At 67.8% G+C, this 12,197-nt stretch carries 10 protein-coding genes; 4 read left to right on the forward strand and 6 right to left on the reverse strand.

Annotated features, from left to right (window positions below; translation table 11 throughout):
- The first annotated feature begins 702 nt into the window (after positions 1-702).
- Positions 703-3,372 (forward strand): ATP-dependent chaperone ClpB, encoded by a 2,670-nt coding sequence (gene clpB / locus BLR03_RS11915; protein ID WP_091252789.1) that lies wholly within the window; start codon positions 703-705, stop codon positions 3,370-3,372.
- 121 nt (positions 3,373-3,493) lie between these two features.
- On the opposite strand, the gene BLR03_RS11920 is transcribed toward clpB, so the two are convergent.
- Positions 3,494-4,303 (reverse strand): septum formation family protein, encoded by an 810-nt coding sequence (locus BLR03_RS11920; protein ID WP_175460515.1) that lies wholly within the window; start codon positions 4,301-4,303, stop codon positions 3,494-3,496.
- Positions 4,304-4,595: 292 nt separating this feature from the next.
- Between BLR03_RS11920 and BLR03_RS11925 the strand changes: the two genes are divergently transcribed.
- Together BLR03_RS11925 and BLR03_RS11930 are read left to right on the forward strand one after the other, a co-directional pair.
- A complete protein-coding gene (locus BLR03_RS11925; protein ID WP_091252794.1) occupies positions 4,596-4,829 on the forward strand; it encodes a DUF3073 domain-containing protein in 234 nt (77 codons plus the stop codon).
- 233 nt (positions 4,830-5,062) lie between these two features.
- Positions 5,063-5,860, forward strand: coding sequence for a VOC family protein (locus tag BLR03_RS11930; protein ID WP_091252796.1), 798 nt, complete (start codon positions 5,063-5,065; stop codon positions 5,858-5,860).
- A gap of 92 nt (positions 5,861-5,952) precedes the next feature.
- On the opposite strand, the gene purM is transcribed toward BLR03_RS11930, so the two are convergent.
- The 3 genes from purM to BLR03_RS11945 all read right to left on the reverse strand — a co-directional run bounded on the left by purM (position 5,953) and on the right by BLR03_RS11945 (position 9,265).
- A complete protein-coding gene (gene purM, locus BLR03_RS11935) occupies positions 5,953-7,122 on the reverse strand; it encodes a phosphoribosylformylglycinamidine cyclo-ligase (protein ID WP_091252798.1) in 1,170 nt (389 codons plus the stop codon).
- A complete protein-coding gene (gene purF, locus BLR03_RS11940) occupies positions 7,119-8,819 on the reverse strand; it encodes an amidophosphoribosyltransferase (RefSeq protein WP_091252799.1) in 1,701 nt (566 codons plus the stop codon). The genes purM and purF overlap by 4 nt, the downstream gene beginning before the upstream one ends.
- 77 nt (positions 8,820-8,896) lie before the next feature.
- A complete protein-coding gene (locus BLR03_RS11945; protein WP_254788435.1) occupies positions 8,897-9,265 on the reverse strand; it encodes a hypothetical protein in 369 nt (122 codons plus the stop codon).
- Positions 9,266-9,354: 89 nt separating this feature from the next.
- Between BLR03_RS11945 and BLR03_RS11950 the strand changes: the two genes are divergently transcribed.
- Positions 9,355-10,203 carry a class I SAM-dependent methyltransferase gene (locus BLR03_RS11950; protein ID WP_091252801.1) on the forward strand — a complete coding sequence of 283 codons (849 nt, stop codon included), beginning with the start codon at positions 9,355-9,357 and terminating at the stop codon, positions 10,201-10,203.
- A gap of 255 nt (positions 10,204-10,458) precedes the next feature.
- On the opposite strand, the gene BLR03_RS11955 is transcribed toward BLR03_RS11950, so the two are convergent.
- The gene (locus BLR03_RS11955; RefSeq protein WP_091252870.1) at positions 10,459-11,409 is read right to left on the reverse strand and encodes a type IV toxin-antitoxin system AbiEi family antitoxin domain-containing protein; all 951 of its coding nucleotides are present in this window, start codon (positions 11,407-11,409) and stop codon (positions 10,459-10,461) included.
- 263 nt (positions 11,410-11,672) lie between these two features.
- Entirely contained in the window at positions 11,673-12,152 is a 480-nt protein-coding gene (gene bcp, locus BLR03_RS11960; protein ID WP_091252803.1) for a thioredoxin-dependent thiol peroxidase, read from the reverse strand.
- Positions 12,153-12,197 lie beyond the last annotated feature (45 nt).

A 12,197-nucleotide genomic window follows, 5' to 3' on the forward strand; every position in this document is an offset into this window, starting at 1 on the left:
GGCATTACCGACCAGCTCCAGGAACACTAAGTCATCCCTCGCTGCGCGTCGAGGGGCTCCTGTGGGCATGCTCATTGACCGGCCCTGGGGCGGCGCACCGGTTCATTCTTGGTGCCGGCCTTGGCGGCCATGCTCATTCTGGATGCGGGCTCCTGTGGGCATGCTCATCTTTTTCGCCCTGCTGGATTGGGCATGTCCAGTCTTTGATTCGAACGGTGGGCGTGCTCATCGGTCTGCAGTGGCGTGGGGGGACATGCTCATTCCCGGCGCCGAAGCCGGGGCCATGCTCATTTTTCGCGCCTGGAAGGACGGGACATGTTCATTCCTGGATTCGACCAGTGGACATAGTGGGATTATGTCCATTCTTGGCGGAAAGGGGAACGCATGTTCCGGGCGGCAGCGGTCCGGGTCGGAGGTGTGCGGCCCCGCACCCTGCGGCACGCTGCCCCGCAGCCCCGCAGCCCCGCAGCCCCGCAGCCCCGCAGCCCCGCAGCCCCGGGCCCCGCAGCCCCGGGCCCCGCAGCCCCCGGCCCCGCACCCCCGAGCCCCCGGCCCCGCGCCCCCCTCGGCCCGTGCCAGCGGGGACTCCGGCCCTAGACAGCTGTTTCGCCGTCGGCAAACATGGACCCAAAGGGACCCAATGCAAAGTTGAGCGGAGTACACTCAACTTTAATATCAGCATGTTCCCGAAAGGAGCTCTCTTTGGACGCCAAATTCACCACCAAGAGCCAGGAGGCTCTTGCGGCTGCCGCCATGAACGCCTCGACGGCCGGAAACCCGCAGCTCGAACCTGCACACCTGCTCAAGGCGCTCATGGATCAGCGGGAGGGCGTTGCGGTCGCACTCCTCCGCGCCACGGGCACGGACCCGGATTCCGTCAGCGTCCAGGCCAGCTCCGCCATCAAGTCACTTCCGTCCACCTCCGGCAGCTCTGTGCAGCAGCCGCAGCTGTCCCGCACCGCCCTGCAGGCCATCAAGAATGCCCAGAACGAGGCCGAGCGCCTCGGCGACACCTTCGTCTCCACCGAGCACCTGCTGCTGGGGCTGGCGTCCGGAAGTGACGCCGTCGGCAAGCTCATGCGCGACGCCGGCGCCTCCCACGAAGCCCTGCTCGCCGCCCTGCCCGGGCTCCGCGGCGACCGCAAGGTGGATAACGCCGACCCGGAAAACACCTTCCAGGCGCTGGAGAAATACGGCACCGACCTCACCGCGATCGCGCGCTCCGGAAAGCTGGATCCGGTGATCGGCCGCGACGCCGAGATCCGCCGCATCATCCAGGTCCTGAGCCGCCGTACCAAGAACAACCCCGTCATCATCGGCGAACCCGGCGTGGGTAAGACCGCCGTCGTCGAAGGACTTGCCCAGCGGATCGTCGCCGGGGATGTCCCCGAGAGCCTGCGCGGCAAAACCCTGATCGCCCTGGACCTTGCGTCCATGGTGGCCGGCGCCAAATACCGCGGCGAATTCGAGGAGCGGCTCAAGGCCGTCCTGGAGGAAATCAAGAGCTCCGAGGGCCAGATCGTCACCTTCATCGACGAGATCCACACGGTGGTGGGGGCCGGTGCGACCGGGGACAGCTCCATGGACGCCGGCAACATGCTCAAGCCCATGCTGGCCCGCGGCGAGCTCCGGCTGATCGGCGCCACCACTCTCGATGAATACCGCGAGAACATCGAGAAGGATCCCGCCCTGGAACGCCGCTTCCAGCAGGTCTTCGTCGGGGAGCCGAGCGTGGAGGACACCATCGGCATCCTGCGCGGCCTCAAGGAGCGGTACGAGGCCCACCACAAGGTCGCCATCGCTGACTCCGCCCTGGTCGCCGCCGCCACGCTCTCCAACCGCTACATCTCCGGGCGGCAGCTGCCGGACAAGGCGATCGACCTCGTGGACGAGGCAGCGTCCCGGCTGCGCATGGAGATCGATTCCGCCCCGGAGGAGATCGACCAGCTGCGCCGCTCCGTGGACCGCCTGACAATGGAGGAACTGGCCCTGGCCAACGAAACCGATCCCGCATCGGTGGAGCGTCTCGCCGCGATCCGGGCGGACAAGGCGGACAAAAATGAAGAACTGGCCGCCCTCAACGCCCGCTGGGAAGCCGAGAAGGCCGGCCTGAACCGTGTCGGCGACCTCAAGGCCAGGATCGACGAACTGCGCTCCGCCGCCGAGAAGTTCCAACGCGAAGGCGACCTTGAGGCTGCCTCGCGCATCCTTTACGGCGAACTGCCCGCCCTCGAGCGGGAACTCAATGAAGCCGCTGAGGCGGAGTCGGCCCGGGTGGCCGGCGGCGGCGCCAAGCAGGATCTCATGGTGGCCGACGAGGTCACCGCCGACGACATCGCCGAGGTCATTTCGGCCTGGACCGGCATTCCCGCCGGGCGCATGCTGCAGGGCGAGAGCCAGAAGCTGCTGAACATGGAGCACGTCCTGGGCGAGCGGCTGATCGGCCAGAAGAAGGCCGTCGCCGCGGTCTCCGACGCCGTCCGCCGCGCCCGCGCCGGAATCAGCGATCCCAACCGGCCCACCGGCTCCTTCCTGTTCCTCGGTCCCACCGGCGTCGGCAAGACCGAACTCGCCAAGTCCCTCGCCGACTTCCTCTTCGACGACGAGCGCGCGATGGTGCGGATCGACATGTCCGAATACTCGGAAAAGCACTCCGTGGCGCGCCTCGTCGGTGCCCCTCCCGGGTACGTCGGCTACGAGGAAGGCGGCCAGCTGACCGAGGCCGTCCGGCGCCGGCCCTACTCGGTGCTGCTGCTCGATGAAGTGGAAAAGGCCCATCCGGAGGTCTTCGACATTCTCCTGCAGGTGCTCGACGACGGCCGTCTCACCGACGGCCAGGGCCGCACTGTGGACTTCCGCAACGTGATCCTGGTGCTCACGTCGAACCTGGGCAGCCAGTTCCTGGTGGACCCCACCCTCGACGCCGAGGCCAAGAAGAACGCTGTCATGGCCACCGTGCACGCCTCCTTCAAGCCGGAGTTCCTGAACCGGCTGGATGAAGTGGTGCTGTTCGATCCGCTGAGCGTGGAAGAGCTGTCCCGGATCGTGGAGCTGCAGGTCAAGGAGCTGGGCGAACGCCTCAAGGGCCGCCGGCTGAACCTTGAAGTCACCGAGGGCGCCCGCGCGTGGCTGGCGGTAACCGGCTTCGATCCCGCCTACGGCGCCCGGCCGCTGCGCCGGCTGGTGCAGCGCGAGATCGGTGACCGGCTGGCCAAAGCCATCCTGGCCGGCGAGATCTCCGACGGCGACACAGTTGTGGTGGACACCGCGCCCGACCTCATGGAACTCACCATGGGCGGGCCGGCGGTCACGGACCGGCCCGACGGCGGCGCGTCCACCGGCAGCGGCCTCTCGGTCCGGCGCAAGGAGTAGGCGCCGCCAGAAACAGTAAGTTAAACGCCGCTGGCAGCCGGGTCATCCCGGCTGCCAGCGGCGTTTAACCCGGTTCGCTAAGGCCACGCCAAGCTAGGGCGGGGCAACGCAGTGCAGGGCTCTAGGGAAGCAGGGACTCCATGATGACGTTCCCGCCGTCCGTCACGGCATAGCAGTCCACCCGGCGGTCGCCCTTGTTCCAGCTGCTCGAACTCGGGTAGGCCAGCTTGTAGCTCAGCGCGTAGTCGCCGGCCTTGTCCGTCAGGGGTGCGTCCTTGCAGGCATCGCGCGCCTTTTGCTTGAGCGCATCCCGGCCGGGGTAGGAGTCATCTGCCGCGTACCTCTCCACGGCGACCAACTGGGCCGAATGGCCGGTGGCGCAGTCCACGATCGTGGACTGCTCGGCATTCGGGTCGAAGTCCTTGAAACAGTCACGCAACTGGAAGTCCAGGGGACTGACGCCTTCCAGCGGCAAGGCTCCCCGGCTGGCCGGAGCCGACGCCGACGCCGACGAGGTTGCGGGGGCAGGGCTGCTGCTATCCGCGGAGGGCTGGGCGCTGCCGGCAAACGAGGCCACGGCCCACCACACCAGAAGCCCGAGGACGACGAGCACGGCCGTGGCCACGCCGAGCCGCTTGGGCCCTTGCCGGCGGATCCGGCGGGCGAGGGGGCGTGCGGTGTCTGAGACTGCTGAGGTGATGCCGGCGAGGCTGACGCCTGAGAGCTTCGCGGACAGGCGGTTGGCGGTGGACGGTTTCGTGGCCGCGGGGTCGTCAGTCCGGGGCGCCCCGGCCGGCCCGGCGGCCCTATCCGCCGGAGATGTCGCGGTCCGTTCCGGGTCGGCCGTCACAACGGGCAGGGCGGACGTCGGCAGCCTCGAAGGCGGCGGCGGGACGGACCCGGCGTCGTGCCTTGGATTCTCTTCAGTCACTGAGAAATTCACCACTTCCGTGCATCTTTGCCGGGGCTGGAGGCCCGGCATTGTCACCCTTTTCCGGGCGCACATCACGAAACTCTATCGAAGAAGCGAGTGGGGGCGCATACGCCGGGGACCGCGACGGCGGCTTCCGGAGGCGCAACACTGTCCCCAGGGGGCGGGCCGGCAAGCAGTTGACGCCGAAAGCATGTAATCTAGGTGTACGACAAATTGACCAAACATTCCGGGGCCTCACCGATCGCCAAAGGTGACCACCTCCGGTCCAAGTACAAAAGGGGGTCACGCCATGGGGCGCGGCCGTCAAAAGGCAAAAGCTACCAAGCAGGCTCGGGACATCAAGTACTACTCCCCGAACACTGACTATTCGGCCCTTCAGCGGGAGCTCACGGGCCCGGGAAGTCGTGCCACGAACCACTTCACGGATGACCCGGTCGAGCCGGATTATTCGGCGTATGTGGATAAGTACGCGGACGATTTGGAAGACGACGACGACGAGGTAGATTCCCGTCGGATTGGTTAGTCGACGCTTCCGCCCGGGAGCTTTGCCCGGGGGGAACCTTCCGGCACTGCGGTGCCAGCCATAGATTTTCAGGCCGCCGGCCACACCTGTGCTTCAGGCGTGGCCGGCGGTTTTTCTTAAGCCCCCGGGCGGACCACCTCGCGACGCCGCGGAGTTGTCACCACCGGGGCCCCGGGCTACGTTGAGCGTGCCGGATTTTCCCGGACACGACGCCGACGCCCGGAAGGACAGCCATGACCATGCGCACAGGATTCGCCGAGGGCGAGCTCTGCTGGACCGACCTCCAGACCAGCGACGTGGAGGCGGCGAAGGCCTTCTACGCGGAAGTTTTCGGCTGGCGGTACGAAGACCTGCCCACTCCGGACGGACGCAGTTATGCGAAGGCCTTCCTTGGCGATGACCTCGTGAGCGTCATCGCCCCGCAGACGCCTGGGCGGGAATCCGCGGGCCAACCGGGCTGCTGGAACGTGTATTTCGCCACCGACGACGCCCGGGACCTGGCTGCCGAACTGGCCCATTCCTCCGGGCATCTTGAGTTCGGCCCCGAGGCCGTCGGCGACACCGGCGTCATGGTCTTCTTCGCCCCGCCCGGCGGCGGAACCACGGGTGCCTGGCAGGCCGGCAGCCACTTCGGAGCTGCCCGGAGCCAGGAGACCGGCGCCCTGGTGTGGGCCGAGCTGCTGACGCCCGAGCCGCAGGCCGCCGTCGGGTTCTTCCAGCAGCTCTTCGGGCATGAGGTGACCGAATACCCCCAGGACGACGGCGGCACGTACACCACGCTCATGGTGGACGGCACCGAGGTGGCCGGGATCGCGCGGGTGCCCGGCGATGCGCAGGACACCCTGCAGCCCGGGTGGCAGGTCTACTTCGGCGTGTCCGATGTTGCGGAAGCAGTGAAGGCGGCGGTGGCCGCGGGCGGCGTCGTGCTGGTGGCGCCGGATGAGGGAGAACCGGAGGACGCCGAGGAAGCCGGCACCATCGCCACGCTCAGGGACCCGCAGGGCGGCGTCTTCAGCGTGCTGGAGGTCTAGAACCGAAGGCTTAAACAGATCGAGTGCTCCACAACGGCCCTTATGAAGCTGCTAAAGGGCGGTCTTGGAGCACTCGATGCGGGTAGAGGCCTTTAGGCGTAGGCGTTGACCAGGCGGACCGCGCCGCCGTCGACGCCCTTGGCGCCCTGGACGTAGTCGGGGCCGGACTTGATGATCGAATCCGAGTTCTCCTCCACCGTGCCCATGACCCAGGACGGCAGACCGCGGTCGTTGAGCCGGTTCACGGCGGCATCGGCAGCTTCCGGGGAAACGATGGCGACCATGCCCACGCCCAGGTTCAGGGTGCGCTCGAGGTCGGCGAGCGGGACGTTGCCGAGCTCGGAGACCAGCTTGAAGATGGGCGGCAGTTCCCACGTGGCGCGGTCAACGGTGGCGAGCAGGCCCTGGGGGAGGACGCGGGCGAGGTTGGCCGCGAGGCCGCCGCCAGTGACGTGGCTGAAGCCGTGCACGGCCTTGCCGCCCGCGGAGCCGTTCACCGGGAAGGTGCGGGCGAGGTCCAGGCAGTCGGCGGCGTAGACGCGGGTGGGCTCCAGGAGTTCCTCGCCCAGGGTGCGGCCGAGTTCGGAGACCTGCCGGTCCAGGGCCCAGCCTGCGTGGTTGATGACGCGGCGGACCAGGGAGTAGCCGTTGGAGTGCAGGCCCGAGGAGGCCATGCCGATCACGACGTCGCCGGCGCGGACACGGTCCGGACCCAGCAGGGCGTCGGCCTCGACCACGCCGGTGGCTGCACCGGCGACGTCGTACTCATTTTCGCCGAGCAGGCCGGGGTGTTCGGCGGTCTCGCCGCCCACCAGGGCGGTACCGGCGACCGAGCAGGCGGCCGCGATGCCGCGGACGATGTCCGCGATACGTTCCGGCACAACCTTGCCGCAGGCGATGTAGTCGGTCATGTACAGCGGCTCGGCGCCGACCACGACGATGTCGTCTACCACCATCCCGACGAGGTCAAACCCGATGGTGTCGTGGATGTCCATGGCCTGCGCGATGGCCACCTTGGTGCCGACCCCGTCGGTGGAGGTGGCCAGGAGGGGCCGCTTGTAGGTCAGCAGCCGGGAGACGTCGTAAAGACCTGCGAACCCGCCAACGCCGCCGATCACCGAGGCGTTGTGGGTTGCCTTCACGGCATCCTTCATGAGTTCGACGGCGCGGTCTCCCGCTTCGACGTCGACGCCGGCGGAGGCGTAGGTGATGCCGGCGTTCTGGGCGGCGTTCATGTCAGCGGCCGGGGAGGCGGAAGTCATACTGGCTCTTTCTTGTCGGCTTTGGTGACGCGGTCGGCATCGGTGAGCAGTTCTTCGAATTCGGAGTCCGGCCCCGGATCGCAGCCCGTGGCGCCGGCCTTCTCGGCCGGGTCGTCCGAGATCGACGTGCCGGGTTCGGCGTCGGGGGCGTCGGACCCGGCCTCCGCCGGGGCGGCCGGCGCGGAAGCGTCCGCTCCGGAAGCAGCTCCGCCGTTGGCAGGAAGACCGCCGAGGTCCGTGCGCTCGAGCAGGTTCTTGCCGAGCTTGTCTGCGCCGGGCAGCTCGATCGGGTATTTGCCGGTGAAGCAGGCGGTGCAGAGGCGTTCGCGCGGCTGCCGGGTGGCGGCGATCATGCCGTCCTCGGAGATATAGGCCAGCGAGTCGGCGCCGATCGCCTGGGAGATCTCGTCGATGGTGGCGCCGTTGGCGATCAGTTCCGCGCGGGATGCGAAGTCGATGCCGTAGAAGCATGGCCACTGCACCGGCGGCGAGGAGATCTTGACGTGCACGGAGGCGGCGCCGGCTTCGCGGAGCATCCGGACGATGGCACGCTGGGTGTTGCCGCGGACGATCGAGTCGTCCACCACCACGACGCGCTTGCCGCGGATCACGGATTCCAGGGCGTTGAGCTTGAGCCGGATGCCGAGCTGCCGCAGGGTCTGCGACGGCTGGATGAAGGTGCGGCCCACGTAGGCGTTCTTGACGAAGCCGTGCGCGAACGGGATGCCGGATTCCTCGGCGTAGCCCACGGCGGCGGGCGTGCCGGATTCCGGGACCGGAATGACAATGTCCGCTTCCTGGGTGTTCTCGCGGGCCAGCTGGCGGCCCATCTCCACCCGGGATTCGTAGACCGAGCGGCCGGCAATGGCGGCGTCCGGGCGGGCAAGGTAGACGTATTCGAAGACACAGCCGGCCGGGGTCGCGTCGGCGAAGCGCTGGGAGCGGACGCCGTCCTCATCGATCGCGATGAATTCGCCGGGCTCGATTTCGCGGATAAAGCTCGCGCCGACCGTGGCCAGGGCTGACTGCTCGGAGGCGACCACCCAGCCGCGCTCCAGCCGGCCGAGGCACAGCGGGCGGATGCCGTAGGTGTCGCGGGCCGCGTAGAGGGTTCCCTCATCCATGAAGACGAAGCAGAAGCCGCCCTTGATCTTGGGCAGGAGCTCCAGGGCGGTCTGTTCGAGGGACTTCCCCTCTTCACCCTCCAGGAGTGCCGTGACCAGGGCGGTGTCCGAGGTGTTGCCCTGCTTCATCTCGCCGCTCAGGTTTCCGCCGTTGCGGTCCGTGATCATGGCCTTGAGCTCGGCCGTGTTCGTCAGGTTGCCGTTGTGGGCCAGCGCCACGGTGCCCGTGGAGGTCGCGCCCAGGGTGGGCTGGGCGTTGGCCCAGTGGCTCGCACCCGTAGTGGAATAGCGGCAGTGGCCGACGGCCAGGTGCCCGGTCAGGGTGTTCAGCGTAGCCTCGTCGAAGACCTGGGATACGAGGCCCATGTCCTTGTAGACGTTGATCCGCTTGCCGTCGCTGGTTGCAATACCAGCCGACTCCTGACCACGGTGCTGCAATGCATACAGCCCGTAATAGGTAAGTTTTGCTACTTCTTCACCGGGTGCCCAGACCCCAAAGACGCCGCATGCGTCCTGAGGGCCTTTTTCGCCTGGGAGAAGATCATGAGAAAGTTTTCCATCGCCGCGTGCCACTGGTCGATTATCTCACGATGTGCGCTAAGACTTTTCCGGCGCCCGGTTTATGACCTGCCTGCAGGCTCAGGCGCGGCTCAGGCGCGGTTCTCGCCGTCGGCGTCGGGTGCGGAGTCCGGAACGGACTCGACGACGGCCCGCTCGGTGCGGCGGACGCTGATCCGGTCCAGGACCAGGGCCGCCACGGCACCGAGAATGACGCCGCCGGCCGCGCAAAGGACCATGAAGAAACCAAAAACGGAGCCGCTGTCGTAGCTGGCATCACCCGGGAGGGCGTAGGCGATGACGGCCGCCGCAACGACGCCTACGAGCCCGCCCAGGATCAGGAACGGCACGTACTTCGGCGCCCGCCGGACGGTGACCTCGCGTCGCTCCGGAACGCTGCCGGGGGCTGACTCGCCGTGGGGTTCGGTGCCTGCGGTGCCGGGGATTTCGTGGGAAGACATGCCGTTAAGCCTACTGCCCTTCGACTCATTGCCGGAGACCCGTTCCGGGAGCAGACTAGGGCTAGGAACAGACGAGCCAAGGATCCGCCATGTTAGCCTCAGCCGACCGCGTTCGCGACGAGCAGCGCCTGCTCTGGGATGAGTTCTCGGCGGCCTGGAAGAAGTGGGACGTTGAACTGCTCGACTGGCATGCCCCGTTCGGGGACGCCCTGCTTGAGGAGCTCCGGCTGCGCCCCAGCTCCTGGGTCCTGGATGTCGCGGCAGGCACGGGGGAACCTGCGCTCAATGTGGCCGGCCAGGTGCCGGACGGGCGGGTGGTCCTCGCTGACATTTCCGCCGGTATGCTCCGCGTGGCCGAAGAAAAGGCATTGGCCCGGGGCCTGCGCAACGTTGACTTCAAGGTTTGCGACGCTGCCGCCATGCCCTTCGGTGACAACACGTTTGACGCCGTGTACTGCCGCTTCGGCTTAACCTTCTTTCCGGTCATGTCCGCGGCCATGCGAGAGATGGCGCGCACCGCCAAGCCGGGCGCCCGGGTCGGCGCCGTCGTTTGGGGACGTGCCGCCGAGAACCCGTGGGCCAGCCTGATCCTGGGCACCATTGCCCGGCACCGCGAGCTGCCTATTCCGCCCGCAGGGACTCCGGGGCTTTTCCGCTGTGCACCCACCGGGTTCATGACGCGGATGTTCACGGACGCCGGGCTGGTGGACGTGACCGAGCGCAAGGTCAGCACCGACCTCGTGTTCGAATCCCCCGAGAGCTACTGGGAGTTCATGACGGACATCGCGACCACAGTGGCGATGGGGCTGGCCAAGGCGGACGAGAAGTCTCGGGCTTTGATCCGCTCGGACGTATTCGCGTTGCTGGGTCGCTATGAGCACGACGGCGCCATCCAGCTCCGGTCCACCGCCACGGTGGTGGCCGGGACCAAGGTGTAGGCAGCCGGCCGGTTTTTCGCGCCGTTTTCGGACCCGCAGCCCGACCCAACAACCGGCCCAGCGCCACTTAGCCGGGTTTTCGCGCCGTTTTCGGACCGGCGCGTCGCCATTGGTCGGATGCGGCCCGGATCCGCGCTGCATCCGTCCGGTTCCCGAGCCATGGTCCGAAACCGCAGCGAAAACCGCCCGAAGCGCGGCCCGGATCCGCACTGCCTGTGTCCGATTCCGTAGCGCCTTCCCGGAAGCCTGGCAGGATCAGCGTCGGCAGGACGGGAGTGTCTGCCTCGGAACGCCTGCCGCGGCCAGAAATGCCTCAAATTTTCCGGGACTGGAGAGCTCCGACCACGTCCAGCGGATCACGCGTCGGCCGGTGGCGCGAATCCGGTCCTCCCGGCGCTTCTCATCGGTGAGGGCTTCAGCGGGTGTCCGGCCCTGCAGGAACTCCGCCTTGCGGTACTTCACGAGCCCGTCGAATTCGCCGCACAGCTGCTCCTCGGGCCAGTCAAAGTCTGTGAATGCGACCAGCCCGCGGGCGTCGCGGATTTCGACCTGAAGGAGTGGAATCCGGAAGCCGAGCCGGTGCATCAGGGCGCGGCTCACCGATTCGCCGGGGGAGCCGGACGCCGGATCAGCGAAATCCAGGGCGGTCCGGATTCGCCGGGCTGCCGCTCTTGTGTAGTTGCCGTCAATGCCGGCGTGGAGTTCCTCGCGGCCGAGCGGTGCCAGATTGCCAGGCTGCGGCCGGAGGACGTGGTCGAATACCGTGACTCCCTGTTCGAACGATTCGAAGGCGGCCAAGTCCAAGGCTGTCCGGACGCGGTCCGTGACCAGGAGCCCGTGACGCTCCTCGATCTGTGCCGAGTCCAAATCGACGAAATGCCGCCGAACCCCGGCGCGCGAGCGGCCGCCGCCGTCGTCGAAAGTGCAGGCATGCACCAGATGGCAGCGGCCCAGCAGCGGCATGTCCCACAGGGCGGCGGAAGACTGGCGGCAGAAGATGGTGCGGCTCTTCAACGTGGAGGCCGCCGCCCGGATGAGGACCGGATACCGGTCCCACGGCGTCAGCGATTCCCAGTCCTGCGCCCGGACGTAGACGCCCTGCCGGATCCGCCGGAGCTGCCCGGACTTCGCCTGCCGCGCAAGACCCCGTGCGTCCTGGCCGAGCCGCGCAAGGTCGCTGCTAAGAATCAGTGGTGGTAGTTCCATGCCCCGATGGTGGCCCGTGCGGCTGGGCCGGACAACCACCGCCGGGGCGGATGTGGAGAACCCTTCCGCGGCAGTTTCAGACCGGCGCGACGACGTCGGACTGGCGCGGCGCGGATCCGCGCTGCCTGTGTCCGACTCCGTAGCCGTGGTCCGAAACCGCAGCGAGAACCGCCCGGAGCGCATCCGGAACCTCCGGGCGCGGCCGGTGGGAAGCCCGAGGCGGGCGCGGACGGTCAGACGCCCGAGGCGCCGGGTGCGGCCGGTTAGACGCCCAGTTCTTCCTTCAGCGCCGCGACGTGGCCCTGGGCCTTGACCTGGTACTGCGCCAGCTTCACCTTGCCCTCGGGGTCCAGCACCACGGTGGAGCGGACGATGCCCTCGGTGACCTCGCCGTGAACCAGCTTCTCGCCCCAGGCGCCGTAGGCGAGGGCGACAGCGTGGTCCTCGTCGGCCAGGAGCGGGAAGGTCAGGGCAAAGTCGCCGGTGAAGTGGGCCAGGGCCTCGGGGGCGTCGGGGGAGATGCCCAGGACCTCGTAGCCCGAGCCCTGCAGGGACGCGAGGTTGTCGCGGAAGTCGCAGGCCTCGGTGGTGCAGCCGGGGGTCGCGGCCTGCGGGTAGAAATACACAATGACGTTCTTGCCGCGGTAGTCGGCGAGGGACACGGCCTTGCCCTCGGCATCGGGAAGGGTGAATTCCGGGGCCGGGGTGCCGGGCTGGAGCTTGACGGTCGGATTGGCGTTCATGAGGATCCTTCAGGAGAGGTAGACAACGGGTCTGTGGTGCACAAC

Source organism: Arthrobacter sp. ok909 (genome assembly GCF_900104405.1).
Lineage (GTDB): Bacteria > Actinomycetota > Actinomycetes > Actinomycetales > Micrococcaceae > Arthrobacter > Arthrobacter humicola.

Coding starts and splice junctions, on each gene's coding strand:
- BLR03_RS11945 (WP_254788435.1), bottom strand. CDS start 9,265: ATGTCTTCCCACGAAATCCCCGGCACCGCAGGCACCGAACCCCACGGC.
- purM (WP_091252798.1), bottom strand. CDS start 7,122: ATGACTTCCGCCTCCCCGGCCGCTGACATGAACGCCGCCCAGAACGCC.
- BLR03_RS11950 (WP_091252801.1), top strand. CDS start 9,355: ATGTTAGCCTCAGCCGACCGCGTTCGCGACGAGCAGCGCCTGCTCTGG.
- BLR03_RS11925 (WP_091252794.1), top strand. CDS start 4,596: ATGGGGCGCGGCCGTCAAAAGGCAAAAGCTACCAAGCAGGCTCGGGAC.
- bcp (WP_091252803.1), bottom strand. CDS start 12,152: ATGAACGCCAATCCGACCGTCAAGCTCCAGCCCGGCACCCCGGCCCCG.
- BLR03_RS11930 (WP_091252796.1), top strand. CDS start 5,063: ATGACCATGCGCACAGGATTCGCCGAGGGCGAGCTCTGCTGGACCGAC.
- BLR03_RS11955 (WP_091252870.1), bottom strand. CDS start 11,409: ATGGAACTACCACCACTGATTCTTAGCAGCGACCTTGCGCGGCTCGGC.